Genomic DNA, 23972 nt, shown 5'->3' with positions numbered 1-23972 from the left:
TTTCTGGAGCTCGACCTGACCACCTGAGCTAGGGGAGCCAAAATGCTTTGCAATCTGTTCTATAGGCGGCGCGCGCCCGTTTCTTTAGGCCAATTGCCTTGTGCTTTTTATGGGCGTCTCAGTGATCGTTACAACGGCGTGGCCGGGGACTGGGCCCAATCAACTCACTGGTTTGCCTCGCCGATACCAACAAGGCAATCGGAAACGAGTCGCGATGGAGCTTCGAGACTGCAGCGCGACCGGGTCGCACGCACCATGCCGGCTCGTTGCATAGAAGTCGTCACGCATTCACTGGGGGTGCTACCTAGATTTGGGTTTTGACTCAAGACGATGAGGGTCCGCCGCCAACCGAGCGCTTGCCGATCCGGTCGGCGAGAATCGCCGACACGCCAAGGAAGGCCGGGTACTCGGCCGTGATCACGAACGTGGGAATCGCCGCCAGATATCGGGCGAAGCGACCCTTGGCTTCGAAACGCTCACGAAACGGCGAATAATCGAAGAACTCACCGAGCCGCGGTACCACACCGCCGCCGATGTAGACGCCACCGGTCGCACCAAGTGTGAGCGCAAGATTGCCGGCGACGGTGCCAAGCATGCCGCAGAAACAATGGAGCACTTCGGCGCACAGTGCCTCACCATCGAGTGCGCGGCGCACGATCTGCGGCGTGTCCAGCCCGCTCGCGCAGTGACTGGCGCGCGCAGCGAGCGCTCGGTAAATCATCTCGATCCCAGGGCCGGCCGCGAGTCGCTCGAACGATACGTGCGGCCAAGTCTGCCACGCGTATTGCAAGATGTAGGCGTCACGCTCGTCGAAGGGAGCAAATGTGACGTGCCCCCCTTCGCCGCTGAGAGGTATCCATCGCTCCCCGGCGGGAATCAGGCCCGACACGCCCAGCCCAGTGCCCGCACCGAGCAGTCCAACCGCACGGTTCTGCTGTGGCGCACCGCCGCCAACCTGGCGACACTGTGCTTTGGGGAGGTACGGCAGCGCCATCGCCAACGCGGTAAAGTCGTTGACCACCAGCAGCGTATCGAGGCCCAGCGCACGACGCGTTGCCTCGATCGAAAAGCGCCAATCACAATTTGTCATGCTGACCAAGTCTGAGTCGATCGGATTGGCGATCGCGATCGCAGCGTGGGTCACTCGTGTGATACACACCTCGGCGAGATACGTTCTGATCGCTTCGGCAATGCCCGGAAATCCGCTACACGGATACACATGCACATCACCGATCACGCCAGGGCCTGTCTCCAACGCGAAACGTGCGTTAGTCCCTCCGACGTCGGCCAGCAGGCGCGGGCCGTCGACGTTTTCGATCGGAGCCTGATGCGGCGCGACTCGCGCGTCTAACTCAATCACTGTTCCTCCTGATTCATGTGTTGCCGTTGCTTGACCAATTATCGAAAACGGCTCAGTTCTCTTCTACCGCCATGAGTGTGTTCGTCGCGGTTGATAAGACCGGCGGGCCGGTGTCGGTGCAGTCCTTCAGGACCGTTACCGAAGAACAGAAGCGACTCGCGAAATATGCTGCCGAGGTCAAGGATGCACTCGACGCGACCGTCGACTTGAAGCCCGAGGAAGTGGTCGACGGGAAAGCGTGAAGGCTCGTGGCCTGAATGCACGCGCCAGCACAATCGGCACACACTCGTGCCGTGCTACCGCGCGCGAGCCGTCTGCACAGCGGCGAAGCCGATGTTTTCGCAAAACGCGGACCGCATTGACGAGGCCTGCTTTCGCCAACCGGGCAGCATCGTGTCGACCACGTGGACGATATAAGGCCACCGCCGAAGTGCAGACGCCCCGCCTCGCCAAACGTTTCATACGTGCCCTGCTCGATGCCTTCCGTGCCGATATAGATCCAGTTGCCTGCCGTCATCTGCCGATACATCATCAGACCCTTGTAGTCGAGTTCGTTGAAGTGTTACCGGTTCGCCCACTTCGACACGAGATTCGAATTCGCGAGCGGCACGCCCAGGGTGTCCGGATGCGTCTTGAACTTGCCGACCGGCTTGCCCGACTGGATCAACCGCGACTCGTCGTCGTTCAGTTCCCGGAGCGCGGCGAGGATCGCACTGAAGCATTCCTAGTCGCGCGCCGCGCTGCCGATTCCACCGTAGACGATGAGGTCTTCCTGGCGCTCACCGACATCCGGGTCGAGGTTGTTCTGGATCATCCGGAACGGCGCTTCGGTGAGCCAGCTCTTGCACGACTGCGTGATGCCGCTCGGCGCGCGCACCGTACGGGGGCCGTGCGGTCGGATGTGGTCAAATCGCGTTGCATAGCGTGTTCCTTTGATTCGTCGAATTCGATAGAGATAAGGCCATCAGAAGCTGCCGGCAAACTGGAATTGCGACGCTGGATGCCCCAGCGTGACCGGCGTTGCGATCGTCGAGTTCACCCAGGTCCTGCGCCAGAGCAGAAGGCACGGCTCGCCGATGTCCATCAGTAGGTATTTGCGCATTGCGGCGTCCGGCTTCCGGGCGAAAATCCGGTATTCGGCGCGCTGAATCGGCGCGATCTGAGCCATGTAGTGATTCGGCGTCTGCTGGGTGAGATCCTGTTTCAGGTAGTCGGGGAAGACGTGCAGATTGACGTAGCGATCCTCGAACTGGACCGGCAGCTCTCCTTCGGAATGCACAATGCGCGAATGAAAAGCCGGACCGCTCTTCAGTCCGAGCGCGTCGAGCGCACCGGGATCGTCGCTGGGTTTGAGCGTCAGGAGACGCGCGCTGTGGCGATGTCCGCGCGCTGCGATTTCGTGGGCAATGCTGCGGATCTCAGCTAGTGTCGCTTCGTATTTCTGCGCGGCGACGAAGGTGCCGGAGCCCTGGACGCGCGTCAGGACCTGTTCGGCAGTCAACTCGCGGAGCGCGCGCGAGACGGTCATCCTGCATACGCCAAACAGTTTGACGAGTTCCCGTTCGGACGGAATCAGGTCACCTTGCTTCCATGTGCCGTCTGCGACGCACGTCAGCACATCGCGCTTGATCTGCTCATAGGCCGGCGTCGGCTTGATTCGCTGGACTGTCAACTGAGCCTCCTGGGTCATGCGGTAGCCGCGAGCATGGTCGGCGCTTCACCGATCAGCCGGGTCGCGGCCGAGATGTCGCCGGCGAGCGGCCGATCGTCGCGGTACGGGGGGATGACGCCCCGCACGCGTTGCCAGATGGCGTCAGTCTGCGGCGCACGCCGGGCCGCGTCCGGTTGCAGATCGTAGGCCTGCGCAGCAGCCAGCAATTCGATCGCGACGATTCGCTGCGCGTTGCCGATGACCTCGAGCGCCTTCAGCGCGGCTGGCGTCGCATGACACAGGTGATCTTCCTGCAAGCCCGACGTGATGCCGCCGTCGAGGCTCGCGGGCGCCGCGAGCCGCCGGTTCTGCGCGACCAGCGACACCGCCGTGTACTGCGCGATCATAAAGCCGGAGCAACTGCCGCTGTTGTCGGCGAGGAACGCTGGCAAGCCGCTGACGAGCGGATTCACGAGCCGGTCGATGCGGCGCTCCGCCATTGCCGCGACTTCGGCAACCGCGGTCGCGAGGCTGTCCATGGCCAGCCCAATCGACGCGCCGACCGCGTGCGCCTGCGAATAGACGCACGGCGCATCCGGCGTACCGCTGACGATCGGGTTGTCGGTCACCGACGCGAGTTCGCGATCGACGACGTCCGCAGTGGTGACGAACACGTCGCGCGCGGCGCCGTGCACGTGCGGGATCGTGCGCAGGCTCAGCGGATCCTGCGTGCGCCGCCCAGCCGACGCTGCCAAGATGCCGCTGCCGGCCAGCAGCGCGCGCAGGCGCGCGCCGACCAGCGACAGGCCCGGCGACACGCGCAACGCGAGCGAGTCGGCATCGAATGCGGCGACTTGTCCGCGCAGGTTTTCGAAGGTCATGGCCGCAACCGCGTCGGCCCAGTCGAGCAGGCGTTCGGTACGAAGCAGCGCGAGCGCGGCAAGGCCGGTCACGCATGGAGTGCCGTTGACGATGCTCAGGCCCTCCTTCGCTTCGAGCACGAGCGGCTCGAGGCCGAGCCGCTGCAATGCCAGTGCGCCGCTGATCCGTTCGCCGTCGGGCTGCTTGCCGAAATTGCGGGCGCAGCCTTCGCCGATGCAGACGAGGGCGATGTGCGCCATGTGGCTCAAGTAGCCCACCGAGCCGTACGCCGGCACTTCGGGAAGGTAATCGGAGTCGAGTAGCGCGACGAGCCGTTCGGCCAGTTCGAGCCGGATGCCGGAGCGGCCATGCGCGAAGTTGTTGAGCGTCGCTGCGATGATGGCGCGCGTTTCTTCCGCGCCGAGCGATGCACCGACGCCAACCGCGTGGCTCATCAGGATGTTGCGCGACAGGCGGCGCTGGTCGGCCGGCGACACGATCACGTCGCACAGCGCGCCGACGCCGGTGTTCACACCATAGGCGCGAATGTCGCGCGCGACGATGCTCTCGACCAGTGCGCGCGCCGCGTCGATGCGCGTGCGGGCCGCGCCGGACAATTTTAACCGGGCGCCCATCGCGATCGCCGCCACGTCGCGCCAGCCGAGCGGCCGGTCCAGTTGTGTAGCTGTTATGTTTGTGTTCAATCGAATCTCTGTCATGTCCATGGTTAATTCGCCGTCCGGTGCTGATGGCTCGATACGAACTGCCGGAAGCGCTCCGAGGACTGATCGCCGTACAGTTTGGATGACGAGACGAGTCTCACGCTTACGCTTTTTGTAGAGTTGAGGAAGAGGGGCGTCGCTATCCTGATGCTGCTGCGCGTTGGTAAGGACACGTCGTCGGCCGCGCTGTCTCAGGCGGGAACACGCACCACGAGCCGTCATCGTGCCGGAAGAAAAAGATTGCCAACGGGCCGGCGGATCGCTATGTCTCGACGCAGACATAGCGTCTTTGATTCGACCGTGTGCGACTAAATTGGACAATGTGGACGGGCATGGCCGGCGTGGGTGCAAGCCATTTTTCAACCAGCACGCGCAACGATTTCTCACCGGAATTCATCACCTTCTCCTTCAACCCCTCTGTAAGGATCCCCTTGGCCGGAGCCGCGCTGGCGAGCGAAACGCCGGCTGGGGTTCCCTTGTTCAACCTTGACGCGGCGACTCAAATCCCAAGCTGTCCACGGATCCATCGGACGGCCTATATCGCCGCACTACGCCAATTCCGCCTAGAACGAATGCTGAAGATCGACAAACACGCCCGATTGACTGTGGCCAGGCGGGGGGTTGTCGGTCGAGTTCGTGACCGGGTAATTGGCGTTCAGCCCGAAGTCGGCGTTCTTGCTATTGCGCACCGAAGCCGCTTCGAGCGCGATCAATGTGCGCTTGGACAGGTTGTAGGTTCCGCCAATTGCATACAACGTTGCGCTGCCGCCGCCGTGATTGGCGTTCACGTGATATACGGCACCAATGACCGCCACTGCGGGGTTGATTTGCCATGTCGCGCCTCCCCACTCCTGCTGCGTCCTGGTGGGCGCTCCGGGAAGCGCGTCTGGCGCCTCCGAGCCTTGGTAGACAAGTTGCAGCTTGACTGGGTCGAGGAAGATGTTGACGCCGCCGAAGTATTCCCGAGATGCGGCATAGACGTCGGAGAGGCGTCCGTCTTTGTCGCGGATCTCGTCATACAAACCGCGAACCTGGAACAGCGCGCTCGTGTACGTCAACTGGATCCCGTCCTGGCGACCCTGCGGCGTCGTGCCGTTGCCGTTCCAATTGGTCGCATTGCTGAGTGAGTATTGCCCGTAGACGTCGAAACCGTGCCAGGTCGCCGATTGGTACGAGATATTGTTGCTTGAGTAGGGCCAGTTGCGCCCGCGAACCAGCGATGCCGACGACCAGTTCGATTGGCCCATCGGGTCAAAATCCCATACGTTGTTCGGAATAAAATTTTGACGACCGAGCAGGATCGTGCCGTACGTGTCGTGTGAGATGCCGACCTCTGCCCAAGTATTAAAGAGCGAGCCGGAAGAGTCGAGCGTGCCGTCGTTCGAATTAAACTCTCCTTCCAGCCTGAACTGGGTTTTGAAGCCACCGCCAAGGTCCTCGCTGCCCTTCAGCCCTATCATGCTTAAAGCCAGATCGCCGGGTGTGACGCGAAAACGCGACTCGCTGCCGGTGCCGCTTGGGTTCTGGATGCCGGTCATATACTCGATACCGGTCTCGACTCGCCCGTAAAGCGTCACGCTGCTTTGTGCTTGTGCGGCGGCAGCAACCGTAAGCACCGATGCTGCGAGCAATGTGTTTTTCATCTCATCTCCTCCAACCGTAATGTAAGTAATATCTGTTTCCAAAAAACATCCCGGGACGCCCCTCGACGCCGGATCATTCATGGCGCATGGGAAATCAAGTTGGCAGCACCAATGCAGTGATCCGGTACGGACCGCTCGCTTGCCTACCCAGTTTGTCTACGTTCGTTATTATTTTTCTAAGTACAACTATGTAATTACCAATTTATCTCCGACCCAGTCATCACAATGGATGTACCCGTAACAGTTAATACAAGTACCGTTTAACCGATCGTTAGGCGATGCGTCAGCCCGCAATGCTCAAGCAGATCTCGCGGACGACGAGGGCATCGCGGACTAGCAGTCCTCCTCTACTCTGCGAGATTTTCGTATTCAGTTCGGCGGCTGAATATCCCGGCAATTTCCGCCCTGACGGTGACTGGCCAAGGCAGTCTCCACAGAGCTCAAGCTGTGTATGCCCTCCGCAAGCCCTGGCATCAGCGTTCAATGTCTCCAGTTAGTGCGTAGATATCGATGAAATCCAGTCAGAGGACAATTCGTTTTTGGGTCGCCGGGTCGAAGAAGCAGACCGAAGCGATGTCGATTGCCAACGTCAGTCGTTCGCCATGCTCGCGAATGCGTTTTGGCGGCAGGCGAACGACAGCGTGCTGGTCATTCAACTGAGTAAACAGGAAAGTATCCGCACCGGTGGGCTCTACCAGTTCGACCTCGACCGTTACTGCGCCGGCATAGCCTGACGGGACTTCGATGAAGTGTTCCGGACGAACGCCAAGGATCACATGCCTGCGTGCCAAGTTGGAGTCGCGCACCAGCCCCAGTGGGATCGTGTAAGTCCCGACGGATGACGTCAGTTGGCCTAGCCACTGCCCACCCCGCTCTTCCAAGGTCACCGGCAGGAAGTTCATATTAGGAGAGCCGATGAAGCCGGCCACGTAGAGGTTGGCGGGGGTGTCGTAAATCTCTTCCGGCGAGCCGAGCTGCTGCACCAAACCATCCTTCATCACGGCGATCCGATCCCCCAGCGTCATCGCCTCGACCTGGTCGTGCGTCACGTAGACGATGGTGGCGCCCAGCCGCTGATGCAGTTGTTTGATTTCACTGCGCATCTCCACCCGCAACTTGGCGTCCAGGTTCGAGAGCGGCTCGTCGAACAGGAAGATCGATGGATTGCGCGCCAATGCGCGCCCCATTGCCACCCGTTGCCGTTGGCCACCGGACAGCTGCGCTGGTCGCCGCTCTAACAGGCTGTCGATCTGCAGCGTCTTGGCGACGCGGTCCACTACTGGACCGCGCTCCGGTTTGGGTATCTTGCGCATTTCCATCGCAAACTCGATGTTTTGCCGTACCGTCATGCCCGGGTAAAGCGCGTAAGACTGAAACACCATCGCGATGTCCCGGTCCTTCGGACTCACGCGGTTCACGCACCGATCGCCGATGTGGATCTCGCCCTCTTCGATCGTCTCCAATCCAGCGATCATGTTTAGCAGCGTGGACTTTCCGCAGCCAGACGGGCCGACCAGGATCAGCAGTTCACCATCGTCGACATTGATGTCCACACCGTTGAGGATGTGGTTTGTGCCATAGCTTTTCCGTACATCTTTGATTTGCAGCTTTGCCATAATTGCCTCGCTTAACCCTTAACCGCGCCAGCCACCAAGCCGCGTACGAAGTACTTTCCGGCCAGGATGTAAATCAGAATGGTCGGCGCCGCCGCAATGAATGCGGCCGCCATATACACGTTGTATTCCGGTGTTCCGTGCTGCGCGCTCGTCAGATTGTTCAGCCCTACGGTGACCGTCTGCTGGTCGGACGGTGAAAGTACCAATGCGAACAGGAAGTCGTTCCACACGGCGGTGAACTGCATGATCAGCACGACAACCAGGATCGGCGTGGCTGCCGGCAGCACGATGCGCCAGAAGATGGTGAACAGGCCCGCGCCGTCGATCCTCGCCGCCTTGATCAACTCGCCGGGGAATCCGACGAGATAGTTCCGGAAGTAGAGCGTTATCGGCAGGCTGTACAGGATGTGCACAACGATGAGTCCAGACAGGGAGTCACCGAGTCCCATGCTGTTGACGATCATCGATAGCGGCAGCAAGAACAAACCAGCAGGAAGAAAGGTTCCGAAGAGCAACAGGAAGAAAATCAGATCGGTGCCTTTGAATCGCCACTTGCTCAGCACGTAGCCATTGAAGCAACCCCACAGTGTCGGGACCAGCGTGCTCGGAATGGCCATGATCAGCGAGTTCTTCGCATACACGGACAGGCCGTCGCAACTCGCCGACCCGGTGCAAGCAGAAGCCCACGCCTTGTACCAGGCATCCAGCGTCCAGTGCTGCGGCAGCCCAAACTGGTTGCCACTCTGTATTTCCTCCAACGGCTTAAACGAGTTAACCAACGCAAAACAGGCAGGCAAGAGGAAGAACCCCACCGCCAGGATTAACGTGGCGTAAATGAACAGCCGTGCGGGCGTCAGCTTTTCAGCTCTCATGACGCTGCCTCCGAAGTTCGGTGACGATGTAGGGCACAGCCACGACGCTACACATCATGAGGATGATCATGCCCGACGCGGAGCCCAGCCCCATCTCCTCACGTACAAAAAAGTGGTTGAACATATAGAACGCCGGAAGAGTGCTGGACTGCCCTGGCCCGCCTCGGGTCAGTACCACCACCATGTCAAAAGTCTTCATTACGGCAGGCAGCAGGATCAACAGGACACTGAACACGGTTGGACGCAACATCGGCAGCACGATGCGCCAGTAGATACGTGGCAGGCTTGCGCCATCGAGCATCGCCGCCTTGAAAATCGCATCGTCGACACCGCGCAACCCGGCGATAAACAAGGCCATCACAAAGCCAGTCGATTGCCACACCGCAACGATCGCAAGCGCATAGATGGAGCGGTCTGAACGCACTATCCAGTCAAAGCTGGCGTTCTCGAACCCCATACCGTGCAACCAGGCTTCGATACCCACGTCCGGCGCCAGCAACCATCGCCAGACAGTGCCTGCCACCACGAACGACAACGCGATCGGATATAGATAGAGGGTGCGAAAGCCCCCTTCGAAGCGAATCTTCTGATCGAGCAGAATCGCGAGGAAACACCCAAGCACCATCGGCCCCACAACTGCAACAGGTGCGTACCTAGCCAGGTTGATGATGGATTGGCGCCAGGTGTCGTCTTCCCATAGCTTGCGGTATTGGTCTAACCCAACCCAGTCGAATACCTGTACGGCATTGGATTCGGTGAATGAAATTACGGCGACCCAAATGGTCAATCCATAGAAGAAAAGCAGGCTGATCACCAGCGCTGGCGATAACACCAGTTGCGGAAGCCATTTTTCCAGCCACGGAGTGTTGGACTTTCCGGTCGCCATATAACCGCCGATTGGCTCCGCTGGCGTGGACGCCGACGGAGAAATGTTTTTACCGAGAGACATGGCACTACTCCGCTATCATGTCCGGCGGGCCTCCTCAACGAGCTTCCGCCGGATCATGCAGGTTGCACAATTCTTACCCCGACCTGCCTTACTTGTTGGCCTTGGCAACCGCCGCCATCTTCTCGGCAGCTTGCTCCGGTGTCATGTCGTCACTTGCCCAGAACGCCTGAACCACATCCTCCCAGCCGGATACACGCGCGGGTGAGGCCAGTTGCTCAGCGGCCATAGTCAGCGTGCCAGACTTGGCCGTAGCGAGGAAGTCGGCATGGGACTGCTTGCCACAGTCGTCGAATTGAGACATGTCGGCGTCGGTGCGCACCGGCACGGAGCCCTTGATCTTATTGAACGCCTCCTGGCCGTCCTTACTCATAAAGGTGGTAGCGAGCGCGTTCTGTGCCTGCTGATCCTGATCCTTGACCTTGAAGAACATAAAGGCGTCAACGTTAAAGAGAAAACCGGTGCTCGTACCTGGCATCGGTACACACAGAAAATCCTGCCCCGGCTTCTGCTTGGCCATTAGGAACTCACCCTTGGCCCAGTCACCCATCGCCTGCGACAGCGCCTTGCCCTCGATTACCATGTGGGTTGCCGCATCCCAAGTGCGGGTAGAGGCAGCCTTGTCGGTGTAGGGCTTGATGCGGCGCAGCGTCTGGAATGCCTTAATCATGCTGCTGCCCTGCAGTGCTTCCGCGTTACCCTCGTAGAAGGCTTTCCGGTAACCATCCGCCCCCAACGAACCGTATGCGATCTGCTGGAACAATTCGGTCGTGGTCCAGTTTTCCGCTGCCGCCAGAGGCATGATGCCGGCTGCCTTTGCCTTGTCCGCAAGGACAAACCAGTCGGCCCAGGTCTTGGGTGGCTCGGACGCCCCTATCTTTTTCATAGCCGCAACGCTGATCCACATCACATTCTGGCGGTGGACATTCACCGGTACCGCAACATACTGGCCATTAATCTTGACATAGTGTTGCACGATCGTCGGCAACACACTGTCCCAGTGCTGCTGCGCTGCGAGTTGGTTCAGGTCGGCCAGCTTAGAACGATCAACATCAAACTGCTTGACGTCGGTATCGATAATGGCAGCGGCCGGCGGATTGCCCTTGAGAAGGCGGGACTTCAACAGTATCCGCTCATTGTCGCCGCCTCCTGCCGCCACATCCTTCCACTGATAGCCCTTAGATTCGTACTTCGTCTTGAACTGGGCCACGGCAGCCGATTCGCTGCCGCTGGTCCACCAATGCATCACCTCCACCTCAGTCGCAGATACCTGCCCCGCGATCAGCAGGCCGGCTGCGACCAGACCCAAGTGCAGCGGCCAGCCTGATTTCAACATTTTCATACGATAGCTCCTTGTGTGTTTTGTTGCTCGGTCGAATACGGGGAGGCCGTTTGAGAGACGACCATTAATATCAACTCATTTACTCTGCCATCCTTATCATTTACATGCATGTGCAGTTAATTTGCATGCAATATCGTCAGGTTTATAATTTAGATTCGAAGAATGTGAGAAGCGAGTCCAGCTCTTCGTCACTCAACAACCTGTTTATGCCGCTGGGTCCGGGCTGCTTTTCCTGAGGAAGGTGGCTTAGCACTTTCTTTCGATACTGCGTCGGCGTCATCGATAGATATTTCTGGAATGCCACGTTCAACGATCGGTGGTCCGGGAATCCACTCTGCTCACTTACTAACGTAATGCTGACAGATTCGTCGCGTAGCATGGCCCTAGCTATGTTGAGTCGCAGCAGCGTCAGATACTCGCGAAAATTGAAGCCCGTGATCGCGTTGAATGTTCGCGACAACTGGTAATAGCCAACGCGGAGAGCTTCGGCCACATCCAGGAGCCGGATATCCTCCGCATAGCGCTCACTGACGAACGCGATAGCTTGCTTAGCTAACTCAACCTCCTTCACATGTCCGGAACCGTGAAGAAGGTCAACCGGATCTCGCTCGACCGTTCGCCGTGACGCCTTCTCCATTGCGTCTAGTAAGCCGTATATGTGCTGCAGCAAAGCATATCGTCGCGAAAAACCGTCCTTCATGGTCAAGCGAGCAAGCAGCACGACATTTTTAAAGACGTCGCGCTCGGCAGCCGAACACTCGCCAAAGGTACTAACGTAAAGAGGCAGGTCTGTGGTTAGCGATTTCTCGCAATTGCTGTAGACCGTTGGCGCGAATTGCACCGCGAGCAGCTTGCTTCCACGTTCCAACGAATGCAGCGTGTGGAGTTCGTCGGAATTGACGAATACCAAGCCACCTTCTTCCAAAGCCCGTGACTTATTGCTGATCCAGACTACAAACTTGCCGGTCAAAACTACCATCAGCTCTGGCGCCCGATGCCAATGTGGCTCACAGTACGTAAGTTCCGTGGCGTAAAGGTTGACAGGTTGCGCATCGAAGTCCACCCACTCGTAGCCCAGGGGCGACGCGTTGCTCCCGAGCGTCCCACGACGCTCAGGGGTTTGGGAAGGGGCCGCTCGCCTGAATGGTTGCATAACAGTGCTCTATATAACGCGGACGGGGTGGGCGATATCGTCTTCCCTGTCGATAAAAAAAGTCACAACTCCGCAATCGCCGCAGCCAGCTCGGCCCGGGATATGTCTATTTCGAAGATCGTGGTTAGCGAAATATGGATACCGGTAAATATGTCAGTGGCGTTCGCCTTGATCAGTTCCTCTGCGTCCGAGAATGACTTTCCAGACTTCCGACTGTAGAGAACACAGACGTTTCTGAAAGCTTCTGGGTGCTCCAGCAACTCCAGCAGGGATGAGTCCTCTTTCAGGGCAGGTAACGGTCGATCGGCGGATACTTGCACCACAGCGGTGAGCTCAATCTGCCGAGAAGACTTGCCGATCATCAGGCGATACTCTCCCGGCTCGACTACCCAGGCATTAACCGCAGTGTCGTAGTAAGCGAGATCTTCTGCAGCAAGGATGATCTGACAGGATTTCGTCTCGTTCGGCATGATCTCCAGTTTGGCGAAGCCCTTAAGTTCGCGTGCCGCTCGAGGAAGTCGCCCTTTTGGGGGTTCGACGTATAGTTGAACAATCTCTTTGCCCGTCATCACGCCAACATTCTCCAATTCGACGGTTATTGTCAGCTCCCCGTTACTGGCGAGCGTGTCATCAGAGAGCCTCATATCCTGGTACTTGAATTCGGTGTAACTGAGCCCAAAACCAAACGGGAATAATGGCGTTAACTGTTTGCGGTCGTAGTAACGGTAGCCAACGTAGATGCCCTCGCTATACAGATGGCGCGAATTTTCGCCAGGATAGGAAAGAAACGCGGGCGTCTCCTCAAGCGTATTCGGAACTGTTGTCGTGAGTTTCCCGCTGGGATTGACAACCCCAAACAAGATCTCGGCCACCGCTCTCCCCATCCCCTGACCGGCATAAAACGTGTCGAGTACGGCGCTGACGTGCGGCAACCACGGCATAATGACCGAATCGCTGTTTGCGAGAACAACGACAACGTTTTTCTGGACGCGTGAGACTTCGTACAACAGAGCTTCATGGGAAGCGAGGACAGAGAGGTTCTCACGGTCGCCGTTTTCACCGTCTTCACCAATTGGCGTGCTTATAAAAAGCACAGCGACGTCGGCTGCCTGTGCGAGTTCAACGGCTTCGCGTAATGCATGTTCGTTCGGAGCCGCGTTCGGCCCAGTGCCCATCGCGTAGGTGATGAAAAAATGGTCGCCCGCGACTTCGACTATCTCGTCGAGAGGCCTGTCAAGCATCCAAGGAGCGGTGGTGGCGCACCCGGACCCCTGAATGATGGGAGTAGTAGCCGGACCGCCGACTACGGCGACGCGTTTGAATCTGTCTGCGCGCAAAGGAAGGACGTCATTTTCATTCTTGAGCAGAACGATGCTTTCAGCCGCAATCTGTTGTGCAAGCCGATGATGGCTGAGGTAGTCTGCCTTGTAACCAGGCAGCTTGTTCGCTGTCGCCTTGGCCACGAGGTCAAGAGTCCGGGCAACCGCGCGATCAAGCACCTCCATTGGCACGATGCCCCTGTTCACGGCTTCCAGCAATTCATGCTTGTCAATAAAATGCTCGGGCATCGACAGGTCATTGCCCGCAAGTAGGGACGCTACACGATTTTTCGTTCCCCACCAGTCAGAAATGACTACGCCTTCATATCCCCACTCTTTCCTCAACACGCGGTCCAACAGCCACTGGTGCTCCGATGCCTGAATACCGTTGAGCCGGTTATATGAAGTCATCAACAGCCACGGGTCCGCCTTTTTGATTACTCGACGGAATGCGTCCAGATAGATTTCACGGAGAGCGCGTTCTTCTACCACAGAGTCCATGGTAGTTCGCTGGATTTCCGAGTTGTTGCAGGCAAAATGCTTCAGGCACGCCCCAACGCCTTTCGACTGAAGACCATTTATAAGTCCTGCGGCGAATTCGCCTGTCAGAAACGGATCCTCCGAGTAGTACTCGTAAGAGCGACCTGCGAGGGGCGTTCGCCGAATATTTATTCCTGGCCCAAGCAGAATGCTGACACCCATCTCTAGGCACTCCTCTGCCAATGCCTCCCCCATTCTTCGGGCAAGGTCGGGATCCCAGGAGCATGCGAGGCTGGAAGCGTTCGGGAAACAGGTCACGGGTCGGCTTTTGCCGAATGGGTATAGTCCCGGCGTTCTAGTTTGTTCGGCATCAGGATCCGGAACATCAGCTGCGCTGCGCCTTACATTCTCATAAAAATCTCGCCTTGACCACGACTGTCCTTGGTCAATCTGGGCCTCGATATATACAACGCCGTGAGTACCATCAGTCATGACAATGGACGGCACTTCAAGCCGAGCAATCGGGGCCGTCCGCCATAGCCCTTTCCCACCGAGCAGCGACACCTTTTCTTCTACGGTCGCTGAATTGATCACTACGTCTTTGTCGAAGGCCATTTCCGGGTCCTGTCTGAAGTCAATGTCGTTACCTCTATGTGACAGGAGTATCGATGACGGAAATTCATGTTGGTAGTCGGTCGTTGCGCGCCGACTTACGTTTTTTTGCATGTACGGGTTTGCACCATGTTTTGTTTGCATCCTCACAATGGGCACGAACGCGCAGGCGAGTATCCGAGCAGCAGGCTTCTGACCTCTTGTGATGCCGCACTTCGATTGGTGAAACCGCAGATGACAAACTCCTGGCGCTTGCACAACCAAAGTTGTAACCATCCATAGCGCACTGCAGCAATTCAGGAGCCCCTTATCCCACAAGGCTGAGAAGCTCCAGTCGTTTCAACTAAACTTGTGTCTACTGCCATCTGGACGTCAACTAAAGTCGTAACGCAGTGCGCGATTTCAACTAATCTTGTGCCGCAATCAGCGGTGGCCGAGGCCGGTGAAGAAAGAGAACCGTTTGGCTGCGACGACGGCGGGATGGCGGCCTGAGCGCACTCACAAACGCCCAATGCGTAGCCATTGAATAGCCGGATGATCGCCGGCGACCGCTTCCGGCACGACCGTATGTATAAGCCGCATCCCACGCGCCGAGTTTGCGAACCATACGACAGCATCCTTGGTTGTTCGATCGGCAAGAATGAACGCCCGGAATCCGGGGCTATTACCCCAATGAAAGAAACAATCCTGAACGGGTTCGAGACCCCAACCTAGCCCCCACGCAACGCAGAGATCAGGCGGGTTTTCGCCATACAAGTCTTCCGCATCGTCGCCTTGCCGCGTGTGGACGTGTGGCAAAAGCCACTGGTCGTAGCTCGTGCTCGTCAGTCCGCGGCCTTCCAGCACATGCTGGACAAACTCAAGATAGTCGGACGCTGTTGTCAGAAGGGACCACGAGGCCTGCGCCGTTCTAACGCGGCATTTTGGCACGGGCTCGCCCTCCCACTCATGCCCCTGCGCGTAGTTTGCCGAAAAGCGCTCCTGCCATTCCAAGCTCGAATGGCGCATTCCCAGTGGTTCGAACACGCTCTCACGCACGAGCGTCTCCAGCGAGCGTCCGGATACCGTTTCCATCGCTCGTTGCAGCCATGCGAATGCGCTGCTGCCGTAGCTGAATCGTTCGCCGGGGTTGAAATATGTCCGAAGCGGGGCCTTGTCGCGAACGATATTGGGGAGGCCGCTCGTATGCGTAAGAACATGGAGCGAGCTTATCTGCCGCGATCTCAAATCGTTCGGCACATACTCGCCGCAGATGTCGAATAGCGGCTGCCGCAGGTCCAGAAGCCCCTCCTCCGCTAACTGAAGGGCGACAAAGGAGACAACCGGTTTCGTGAGGGACGCTGCTTCAAAAACCGTCTGAGCATTTACGAGGGAGCGGTCATGCTCGCCCCGGATTCCGAAGTAGTATTCCGGGCCTCTCCTTCCTGAACGAAGCGTAGCAAGTGACACGCCGGCGATGGGCCCGGTAGCCGTCACTGTCGCGAGAAATTTGCCCAATTCGGTCATTTAATCTCCCTTCGAGCAATTGCGGAGACGGAAATTGTACAGACGGCAACTATGCTCAGGGAGTCGAAAACCGGTACTGGTTTCACAACTTTTCGACCTATGAGCCCATCGTCAACAAGTTGTGGCGCTATGCTCGATCTCAACTAATCTTGTGTCGTAATGGTCGACGCGATGGCGGAGGCGCGAGATGACACGGCGCTCACGGTTGCTGGCAAGCATTGCGGCAAAGGACGGCGAAGCTGAGCTGCCGGGCGACGTCGATCTGGAAAGCTGGCCTGCGGTCGACCCGCTGGCATTGCCTGCTGAGCGTACTGCCCTATATCTGCGGCGCGAGCGCGCGATTCGCCTTTACCTCGAGGGCGCAACCGACATTCAGATCAAAGCGGCATGCGGGATGGGCCGCGGTCAGGCTTATCGACTGCTGACCGAGCGCTGCCTCAAGCCGCATCCCGACGGACATATCTATGGCTGGCGGGGCCTGTTACCGCATGCCCGCGTGAAGGCCTACGAACGGACGGCGCCGCTTGCCCTCAACGCTTGGAGCGGCGGGGCCGTTGGCGCCCTGCAATGGGTGTTCGAGTCGCCCGCGGGGCGCGGATTCGAAGACATGCTGCGCGAACGCATTCTCGGCAAACGTCCTGCACTTGAGGCGTCGCGCCGGCCGCGCATGGCTATCTTTCGCTGGTTTCTCGCCGAACTGCGCGCACGCGGCTTCGAGCGCCGCGGCGAATGGCCGTTCAACGTCGAAAAGCGCGGATACGTGACGCTGGCCCGCTACATCGATCGCGTCCTCGCGGAGCATCCGGCACGGGCCCGCGAACTGGCCGGCGGGCCAGAAGCGACGCGCAAGGCGCGCGCCGGCGATGGCACGCGTCGGCCGCCGCTGGCCCCGTTCGAGCGCGTTGAATGCGATGCGCATAAGCTCGATGCCCGCATGGTGGTCATGCTACCGTCTCCGCACGGCGGCGCTGAACCGCGCATAATTCACCGCCTCTGGGTCATCGTGCTGGTCGAAGTGGCCTCGCGCGCGGTGCTCGGCTATCACCTCAGCCTGCGACGCGAGTGCTCCGCCGAAGACGTGCTGCGCGCAGTCCGCTGCGCCCTCACGCAGTGGACTCCGGGCGACCTGCAGTTCAGCGACGCCGCGTACGTACCGGGCGCCGGCCTGCCGTCGCATGTATTGCCGCAGCTCGCCGGCGCGTGCTGGAACGAATTCAGCGTCGACGGAGCGCTGGCCAACATCTGCGCGCGCGTCGAAAACGTGCTGCGCGACGTGGTCGACGCCAGAATCGTCAAGCCGCAGGATGCTGCAAGCTACAGCAGCCGGCGCAGCAAGGACGACCGGCCATTCGTAGAGTCGTTCTTCGGGCGCCTGGCGGCCGGTGGGTTTCACCGGCTCGCGACGACGACCGGCAGCGCGCCGAGCGACAGGCATGGTGCCGATCCCAACGCCGCGGCCGTGGCGACGCAGTTCCAGCTCGAGTACGCGGAGGAGTTGCTCGACACGCTGATTGCCAACTACAACGCCACGCCACACTCGGGACTGGGCTATCGCAGCCCGCTCGAGCAGCTCGCATGGTTATTGGAAACCGGCACGTGGACACCTCGCCAGGCCGATCCGAACGCAGTGCGTCGCCTAGTTGGCGTGCGCAAGCAGTGTACGTTGCTGGGTGGGGTCAAGACAGGGCGCCGGCCGCATTTCCATTTCGCCAATGCGCGGTATTCGGCCGAGTGGCTGTGCCTGCGCACTGACCTGCTCGGACAGGCCTTCTGGCTGCAGCTCGACAACGAGGACGATGCGCGTTTTGCGACGGTCTCGACACAGCGGGGCCTGTTTCTCGGCGTGGTCCGCGCTGCACCTCCGTGGCATCTGTCGCCGCATTCGCTGTACGTACGCACGGCGATCCGTTCCCTTGAAAAGCGCCGGCTGCTGCATCTGGCGACCCACGGCGACGCGGTTGAAGCTCTGATCCAGTATTGCGAGGCGTCGCCCGGTGGCAAATTGCCGGTCCACCCGGCCTATCTTGAGGCGCGGCGCATTCTGCAACTGAATGCGGAGCGGGTGGCCGCACAGTCGATGGTCAGCCTGGCCAAGCGCCCGGAAACACCGGCGACAAATGCTGAGGTGGCATCCGCCGCGCCTGCGCGCACCAGCGTGCCTTTGCCTCCGATGCGTCGAGCTCAGCAATGGTAACGCCCGCCGGAATCCGGGATCCGCTCGTGGCGGCCCACGTGCCGCGCGATCATCCGGTCGTGACGCGCGACTACTCGCTGTTCACGATCGCGATTCACGACATGGCCGAACGCATCGGCAGTTGGCTGGACGACCAGATCGACGGCGCGACCATTTTCGGGCCGTCGCGTTTCGGCAAGTCGAGTGCCGTCGATCACTGGCTGCAGCGGCTGCTGTCCGAGCGCCATGGAGGTTTCCTGCCGTTGGTGATCTGGAGCCACACGGATTCTGGCAGCAGTCAGGCTGTCGGCAGCTTTTACGCGCACCTGCTCGATGCGAGCGGCCACAGGCTCGCTCAGGCACGGCGCAGCCCGCTGGAACGGCAAACCATGCTGGTCGAGCGCTGGATCGAACTCGCCGCGCAAGGAGGCGGGCGCTTCCTGGTGCTGGTGATCGACGAAGCGCAGGGCATGAGCCAGCGCGAGTGGTTGTGGCTGGTCGAATTGCACAGCTTGCTTGAGAAGCAACGAATTCGGCTGTGCGTGTTTTCGATCGCGTCGCTGCAGTTCTTCGACGAACCGTTCGGCCTCGCGCTCGCGGGGAGCGCTCATGTCGCGGCGCGCTTCATGTTGGCCGCCGAGCCATTTCACTGCGTTCGGACGACCGATGAACTCGCCTATGTGATGCGCGGGTACGACGACAGCAGCGAATGGCCGCCCGGTTCGGGGAAGTCATTCACCGCAGGCTTGGCCCCACGCCCATGGGCTGGCGGGTTCCGAATGGAGCACCAGGCTGCCGCGCTGATGCAGGCGATGCTTGATACGCTGCCGCCGCGCTACGCGGGGCCGATCGACTTCCCGATGAAAACCGTCGCCCAGGCGTGCCGCCACGTGCTGCTGCGCATTGCTGGTGGCGCCGACGTTGACGCCGTGACGACCGCGGACGCGTGGGGCACGACCGTCCGCGACTGCGGCCACCGGGAACTGATGGCGCTCATCTCCGCCACGGCAATGTTGCGGGGCGCGCACGCGCGCCAGGAGGGCCCTCATGCCTGAGCCCAGCCTGACCTGGCATGCGGGCAGCGTGCTGCCCTACGCATCGCTTTGGCACACGGTCCTGCGTGCCTGCGCGCTCAACGCACTGCACCCGCGCGATCTGCCATCGACGCATACGCCCTCACCCAGGGCCGTGCACCTCCTGGATAATCACGCCAGCAACCTCGACCTCCACGCATTCGCCGATCAGCTCGGCGAGTCGCCCGCGGCCTTTCGGTGGGCAACACTTGGTCCGTTATCGTCGCCGCTGCGCGCCGCACTTGTTCAGGCGCGACCGCGCATCTGCTTGGCATGCCTGACGGCGGGATACCATTCCGCGCTGTTTTCCGTCGACCTGCTCGACAGATGTCCCATTCATGGCTCACCGCTGGTTGGGCGGTGCTACTGCGGCGCACCGTTTCATACGACGCTGCGATCCATTGCCGACTTCGGCACCGCCGGCGCCTGCCGATGCGGGCGGCTGCACTTCTTTACGCGTGAAACGTGCCGCCGGCCGACCTTGGCGCCGGAGAGGACGCACGCCTTTGATCCCGTGACGGTCTGGCTGGAAGCCCTTGCGAAATTGATCCGGCCGGGGCGGCTCGACGATGCATTGCTACGACAAGATCCCGATAGTGTGCGCTGGCTGGTCACCACCGCGCGCACGCTTGGCGTGACCTATCCCGCGTGCCTGCGCCCTGTCGCACCGTCAACCCCGGTCGTGCTGGTTCAGCTCGGGACACGTCCGGGCGGCGCCTCGACTCCAGCGCCGCCGCACCCGGAAGAGGAGCGGTCGTTGTACTGGCGAGCCTCGCCGACCACCACGGTGTACCGGGCGCTCGCGCGTCACGTTCGCCGGCATCTGGCGCCCGGCGGCAATCGATGGGTCGCCGGCTTCATTGGCTCCGGCGATCCGCTCGTGGTCGGCCAGCAGGTACGCGCATGTGAGCGCGCGCGACGGGCGTTTGCCGACATGGTCTGGGCGCACACGATCGAGGCCGAGGTCGAACGACGTCGCTGGCCGGACCGGCCGCCGCCGTACGGAGAGGTGGCTCGCTTTACCGCGCACGTGGTGGCCGGCAGCCCCGTGCGTGGGGGACAACATTTGGCAGCCCCTGCGCGGGCTTGGCTGGAGGGGCATGCGGCGCGCGTCAATCTGGCGACCATTTGGCAGGCTGCCGAAGACCGAGCGACGGCGGCCGCCTGTTCAGGCGTCGCCGCATGGGACACGATCACGGAGAATACGACGGGGTGCGAGCGCATCTGGCTCGCGCGCGTCCGGCCCGACGGCTTGCACTTTGCGGCGCCGGCGACGAGGCACTGGACACCGATGCAGTGCGCCGACAAGGCGACCCGTCGGATTCAATACGCCGCTCGTCGACAGGCGCGGCTCGAGGCAATGTGGGCAGCTTGCCGTGGTGCCTGCCTGAGCTGGTCGGAGGACGCCGGCTGGCATGTGATCGACGCGGTCGCCCCTGCGGACGACGACCTACGAAGGCGGCGCCTGCTGGGCGTGAAGGAAGGTCGGCCGTGGTGCTGGCTCTATCGCGCCGGGGATGGTCGATTCGTCGCCCGCTGGGATCAGGCTCGCTTGCAGGTGCTGGCCGGGACGCCGGCCGCGGCCATCGCATCGCTGCGACGTTACGCGCGCGATTACCGGCGGGTCTGCCAGGTCGATTTGCCCGTCTCCCGGCCAATCCCGCTGATCGAACCCGAACACATGGATCCCCACTTGACCGCGGACTACCGGTATTTCGTGGCGGTCATCCGCTACCAGAAAGGGTTTTGGCGGGACGCCGCGGTATTGGCGGACGCCGCCCGCTACCACCAGCGCACCCAAGCCTCACGCGGTGGGCCGCCCGGCGATTCGCCGTGGGTCGAATGGGGGCGCCAGCGGGGCGGCTGGAATCGCATGCGCCGATGAAACCATCACGATAGCTATATTTCAGGCTCAAACTCCGAGAATGGAGACATGGCTCGTGCGGACGAACTTGAGCGATGGTCACTGGTAACGTTTCGACTGACAATGGTTGCCATTTCAAACAGGCAACTTCGCCGACACTAAGCACGAATGGCAGCGTCCATGTGGACCGGGCTGCTATACACCGCTGGAAATAGACAGGGAGGAGCGATGAGGGTATTGCGCAGGTTGATTTCGATCTTAACGGTGGTCACAAGTTCAACAGCAACTGCCGCGACCGTCCAGCACTTCGATGCCGTAGGCATGTCCGTTCTTGTTCCAGACGATTGGGCAATTCGCGCGGACAATCCCAAACACTTGGTCGATGGACGGACGGTGGTGCAGTTTCATGCTCTTCATCTTCAATCGCAATCCCAATCCGTGACATGTGAGGTCAATCGCATTCCGTTGCCTCCGAACTTCGCCCGCTACCCCCAAAGGCAACTGGATGATGCGTATCTCCAGCACCCAATGACGCGTGACGATTGGCAACGCCGGATTCAGCAGACTGTCGGCGTATCAGCGCTCGATCTGGAATTCGGGCAAGGCAAGCTGGGCGGTGATGCGTCCTATTGGTCGGTCACGACTACCCGAACTATGGTCGGCAACGTGGCGCTGAACGTGAAGATCAAGACGTTCTTGAGCCAAACGCCGCACTACGCATGGAATGTTCAATGCGCCACCGGGAGTCTGACAATGGATGAGGCGCAATTGCTCTACCGAACCTATACGCCAACGTTTGAACGCATCTTTCAAAGCTTTCAACACGACTGATCTTCTTACTCGGCCTTTGCTATTCGCCGACGGCACCGATCGGAATGACCGGGATTTGTCTTCGACCGTCCGGTACGTTTGTCAGATGGATCGTTCGCGCCAACATTAGTTGAAATTTAGACACAACTTTAGTTGTGTGAGCGGCGACCGATCCGCGCGCTTGGCACGACGTCCGAAAATAAAGGGTAACATAGCCCTTTATATGAACGCCTCCCGTTTGCGAAGGGTTTTCGTGTGCTCTGACTACGACAGGATGGGTTGCAGCTTTATATCCGGGCTTGTTGCAGCCTGATACGCTGCGGCCCACCATGAAATCCGCTGACCCGCACCTCATTTACTTAGCGAGCTAGAAGCTCGACGGGCTATTCAGGTTTGGCGGGTCCCGGTCCGACCTGTCTTGTCATTACTTACGATTGCCAGCGCAACCTTTCGACGTATCACCCTGTAAAAGTTGATCCTCCTGCTACGCAACGCCGTTCGATCAAACCCGTTTCACACTCACGTAGCCCTTTTCGTACGGCCTGTCATGCGCCAGAATCGCCCAGATCGTGCGGGCTATCCTGTTCGCCTGCGCAACGATCGCCACATTCAGCGGTCGCCGCTTCCTGATCCCTTCAGCCCACGGACCTGGTTCCTTCGTGTGGCACAGCACTGCCCGGGCACCGTGAATCAGCAGCTTGCGCAGATACGTGTCGCCGCGCTTGCTGATTCCCAGCAACTGGACTTTGCCGCCCGAGCCCGTTTGCTTGGGCACCAGTCCGATCCAGGCTGCGAATTCACGCCCGGACCGAAACGTCTTCGCATCGCCCATCGTCGCGACGGCCGCTGTCGCCGTCAGGGGACCTACGCCCGGTATCGCCGCGATCGCCTTACATGCCTTGTCCTCTCTCATCCACATCTGTAAGCGCCGTTCGATGCCGGCAATCTGCTTATCCAGCTCCGCCAGCCCGTTCCACTGCTCGCGCAGCGTGTCGATCAGGATAGCCGGCAGACGATCGACCAGTCGCTCCAGTACGCCCGGTATCGCTTTGTCCAGCGCGGCTCGGCCTTTGCCCATCACTTCGCCGTACTCGGTCAGCAGGCCGCGCAGGCCGTTGATCTGCATCGTGCGGAACTTCACCAGTTGCTCGCGCATCCGGTGCAGACCCAGCACCGCCTGTTGCGTTTCCGTCTTCACCGCGACCGACCTTTCTGCGTGCTGCACGGCAAGCCAGATCGCTTTCGCATCGACCGCGTCGTTCTTGTTGCCCATCACGAACGCCTTCACGAATTTCCCCGGCATCAGCTTCACCTCATGGCCCATCGCCGTGAGCTTGCGGGCCCAGTACTGCGAGCCCCCACAGGCTTCCATCCCAATCAGGCAGGGAGCCCAATTCGCGAAATGCTCGAGGAATACAGCACGCTTCACCGGCTTGTTCACGATCTCGCCCGTCTCTGCGTCGATGTAATGGAGTTGCATCACGTTCTTTGCGATGTCCGCACCCACTGTCATCTGCTTCATGTCGGAGCCTCCGGTTTGCCAGGAAAACCTCTATGGTCTTCCATCTGGGCACTCTGATGCCGTCGGTCCGTGAGGCTCCGGCTTCCTGCCGGCTCCCACCGATCACGGGTGGGAGGCGTTCATATCATTTACTATGTTCCTCTTCATTTCTGGCGATTGAGCGCCACAACGTCGACGAGATGTCACGCGGTCCTGTAAGTCTGTCGTCGCCCGCAAAAGGGCCCATGTTGAGCCACCCGTGCAGTCGGCACCACGTTCGTCCGTGCTCCTCCCTTCGTCTTCTGTCACCCGCGGGGAGAGCGCCAACGTCAGGTCATTCAGCCGGCTCGCATTGAGTGGATTTCCGTCCCAATTAGAAAGCATTGTGAAAGAATATCGCTTTCCCGTGCCACATCGACCTAGTGCGCACATTAATTTAGCGATACCAATCAATTTCCTCGACGGGCA

The 23972-nt window shown here is 60.0% G+C and carries 15 protein-coding genes and 4 pseudogenes; 5 read left to right on the top strand and 14 right to left on the bottom strand.

The annotated features are described in order from the left end of the window. Positions 1 to 325: 325 nt before the first annotated feature. Positions 326 to 1360, bottom strand: a pseudogene (locus ACPTTC_RS23020) (glucokinase); the annotation flags it as partial. 77 nt (positions 1361 to 1437) lie between these two features. Here ACPTTC_RS23020 and ACPTTC_RS23015 point away from each other — a divergent pair. Further along, a pseudogene (locus ACPTTC_RS23015) lies at positions 1438 to 1602 on the top strand (acyl-CoA thioesterase); the annotation flags it as partial. Between the two features lie 173 nt (positions 1603 to 1775). Here ACPTTC_RS23015 and ACPTTC_RS23010 read toward each other — a convergent pair. From ACPTTC_RS23010 to ACPTTC_RS22955, 12 genes and pseudogenes are all read right to left on the bottom strand, one after another. Further along, positions 1776 to 2297 (bottom strand): annotated as a pseudogene (locus ACPTTC_RS23010) (urocanate hydratase); the annotation flags it as partial. A 27-nt stretch (positions 2298 to 2324) separates the two neighbouring features. Next, a complete protein-coding gene (locus ACPTTC_RS23005; protein WP_423394049.1) occupies positions 2325 to 3050 on the bottom strand; it encodes a UTRA domain-containing protein in 726 nt (241 codons plus the stop codon). Beyond that, on the bottom strand, positions 3047 to 4576 hold the full coding sequence (locus ACPTTC_RS23000) for an HAL/PAL/TAL family ammonia-lyase (RefSeq protein ID WP_423394048.1): 1530 nt from the start codon (positions 4574 to 4576) through the stop codon (positions 3047 to 3049). The genes ACPTTC_RS23005 and ACPTTC_RS23000 overlap by 4 nt, the downstream gene beginning before the upstream one ends. A 157-nt stretch (positions 4577 to 4733) precedes the next feature. Further along, a pseudogene (locus ACPTTC_RS22995) lies at positions 4734 to 4991 on the bottom strand (hypothetical protein). A 166-nt stretch (positions 4992 to 5157) separates the two neighbouring features. Continuing rightward, positions 5158 to 6237, bottom strand: coding sequence for a porin (locus ACPTTC_RS22990; RefSeq protein ID WP_423394047.1), 1080 nt, complete (start codon positions 6235 to 6237; stop codon positions 5158 to 5160). 521 nt (positions 6238 to 6758) lie between these two features. Beyond that, positions 6759 to 7853 (bottom strand): ABC transporter ATP-binding protein, encoded by a 1095-nt coding sequence (locus ACPTTC_RS22985; RefSeq protein ID WP_423394046.1) that lies wholly within the window; start codon positions 7851 to 7853, stop codon positions 6759 to 6761. Between the two features lie 11 nt (positions 7854 to 7864). Beyond that, positions 7865 to 8725 carry a carbohydrate ABC transporter permease gene (locus ACPTTC_RS22980; protein WP_423394045.1) on the bottom strand — a complete coding sequence of 287 codons (861 nt, stop codon included), beginning with the start codon at positions 8723 to 8725 and terminating at the stop codon, positions 7865 to 7867. Beyond that, a complete protein-coding gene (locus ACPTTC_RS22975) occupies positions 8715 to 9611 on the bottom strand; it encodes a carbohydrate ABC transporter permease (RefSeq protein WP_423395701.1) in 897 nt (298 codons plus the stop codon). Before ACPTTC_RS22975 ends, ACPTTC_RS22980 begins: the two co-directional genes overlap by 11 nt. Before the next feature lie 151 nt (positions 9612 to 9762). Continuing rightward, complete coding sequence (locus ACPTTC_RS22970) at positions 9763 to 11013, bottom strand: ABC transporter substrate-binding protein (protein ID WP_423394044.1); 1251 nt, start codon at positions 11011 to 11013, stop codon at positions 9763 to 9765. Positions 11014 to 11155: 142 nt separating this feature from the next. After that, positions 11156 to 12076 (bottom strand): AraC family transcriptional regulator, encoded by a 921-nt coding sequence (locus ACPTTC_RS22965; protein WP_423394043.1) that lies wholly within the window; start codon positions 12074 to 12076, stop codon positions 11156 to 11158. 152 nt (positions 12077 to 12228) lie between these two features. Further along, entirely contained in the window at positions 12229 to 14580 is a 2352-nt protein-coding gene (locus ACPTTC_RS22960; protein ID WP_423394042.1) for a beta-glucosidase family protein, read from the bottom strand. Positions 14581 to 15075: 495 nt separating this feature from the next. Beyond that, a complete protein-coding gene (locus ACPTTC_RS22955) occupies positions 15076 to 16083 on the bottom strand; it encodes a serine hydrolase domain-containing protein (RefSeq protein WP_423394041.1) in 1008 nt (335 codons plus the stop codon). Positions 16084 to 16270: 187 nt separating this feature from the next. Between ACPTTC_RS22955 and ACPTTC_RS22950 the strand changes: the two genes are divergently transcribed. The 4 genes from ACPTTC_RS22950 (at position 16271) to ACPTTC_RS22935 (ending at position 22024) form a co-directional block, all read left to right on the top strand. Then, entirely contained in the window at positions 16271 to 18277 is a 2007-nt protein-coding gene (locus ACPTTC_RS22950) for a hypothetical protein (protein ID WP_423394040.1), read from the top strand. Next, on the top strand, positions 18271 to 19311 hold the full coding sequence (locus ACPTTC_RS22945; RefSeq protein ID WP_423392066.1) for an ATP-binding protein: 1041 nt from the start codon (positions 18271 to 18273) through the stop codon (positions 19309 to 19311). The genes ACPTTC_RS22950 and ACPTTC_RS22945 overlap by 7 nt, the downstream gene beginning before the upstream one ends. After that, positions 19304 to 21214: a hypothetical protein gene (locus ACPTTC_RS22940; RefSeq protein ID WP_423394039.1), complete on the top strand. Its 1911-nt coding sequence runs from the start codon at positions 19304 to 19306 to the stop codon at positions 21212 to 21214. The genes ACPTTC_RS22945 and ACPTTC_RS22940 overlap by 8 nt, the downstream gene beginning before the upstream one ends. A 207-nt stretch (positions 21215 to 21421) precedes the next feature. Next, positions 21422 to 22024, top strand: a complete 603-nt coding sequence (locus ACPTTC_RS22935; protein WP_423394038.1) for a hypothetical protein — start codon at positions 21422 to 21424, stop codon at positions 22022 to 22024. A gap of 481 nt (positions 22025 to 22505) precedes the next feature. On the opposite strand, the gene ACPTTC_RS22930 is transcribed toward ACPTTC_RS22935, so the two are convergent. Continuing rightward, complete coding sequence (locus ACPTTC_RS22930; RefSeq protein ID WP_423394037.1) at positions 22506 to 23525, bottom strand: IS110 family transposase; 1020 nt, start codon at positions 23523 to 23525, stop codon at positions 22506 to 22508. Positions 23526 to 23972 lie beyond the last annotated feature (447 nt).

Origin of the sequence: Burkholderia mycopellens (genome assembly GCF_964265025.1) — a bacterium.
Taxonomy (GTDB): Bacteria; Pseudomonadota; Gammaproteobacteria; order Burkholderiales; family Burkholderiaceae; genus Burkholderia.
The sequence above is the reverse complement of the archived record's forward strand: the minus strand, read 5'-3'. Positions and strand labels throughout refer to the sequence as shown.

Excerpts from the sequence above, each read along its gene's own strand:
- ACPTTC_RS23005 (WP_423394049.1), bottom strand. The coding sequence starts at position 3,050 with ATGACCCAGGAGGCTCAGTTGACAGTCCAGCGAATCAAGCCGACGCCG.
- ACPTTC_RS22990 (WP_423394047.1), bottom strand. The coding sequence starts at position 6,237 with ATGAAAAACACATTGCTCGCAGCATCGGTGCTTACGGTTGCTGCCGCC.
- ACPTTC_RS22985 (WP_423394046.1), bottom strand. The coding sequence starts at position 7,853 with ATGGCAAAGCTGCAAATCAAAGATGTACGGAAAAGCTATGGCACAAAC.
- ACPTTC_RS22980 (WP_423394045.1), bottom strand. The coding sequence starts at position 8,725 with ATGAGAGCTGAAAAGCTGACGCCCGCACGGCTGTTCATTTACGCCACG.
- ACPTTC_RS22975 (WP_423395701.1), bottom strand. The coding sequence starts at position 9,611 with ATGGCGACCGGAAAGTCCAACACTCCGTGGCTGGAAAAATGGCTTCCG.
- ACPTTC_RS22970 (WP_423394044.1), bottom strand. The coding sequence starts at position 11,013 with ATGAAAATGTTGAAATCAGGCTGGCCGCTGCACTTGGGTCTGGTCGCA.
- ACPTTC_RS22960 (WP_423394042.1), bottom strand. The coding sequence starts at position 14,580 with ATGGCCTTCGACAAAGACGTAGTGATCAATTCAGCGACCGTAGAAGAA.
- ACPTTC_RS22955 (WP_423394041.1), bottom strand. The coding sequence starts at position 16,083 with ATGACCGAATTGGGCAAATTTCTCGCGACAGTGACGGCTACCGGGCCC.
- ACPTTC_RS22950 (WP_423394040.1), top strand. The coding sequence starts at position 16,271 with ATGACACGGCGCTCACGGTTGCTGGCAAGCATTGCGGCAAAGGACGGC.
- ACPTTC_RS22945 (WP_423392066.1), top strand. The coding sequence starts at position 18,271 with ATGGTAACGCCCGCCGGAATCCGGGATCCGCTCGTGGCGGCCCACGTG.
- ACPTTC_RS22940 (WP_423394039.1), top strand. The coding sequence starts at position 19,304 with ATGCCTGAGCCCAGCCTGACCTGGCATGCGGGCAGCGTGCTGCCCTAC.
- ACPTTC_RS22935 (WP_423394038.1), top strand. The coding sequence starts at position 21,422 with ATGAGGGTATTGCGCAGGTTGATTTCGATCTTAACGGTGGTCACAAGT.
- ACPTTC_RS22930 (WP_423394037.1), bottom strand. The coding sequence starts at position 23,525 with ATGAAGCAGATGACAGTGGGTGCGGACATCGCAAAGAACGTGATGCAA.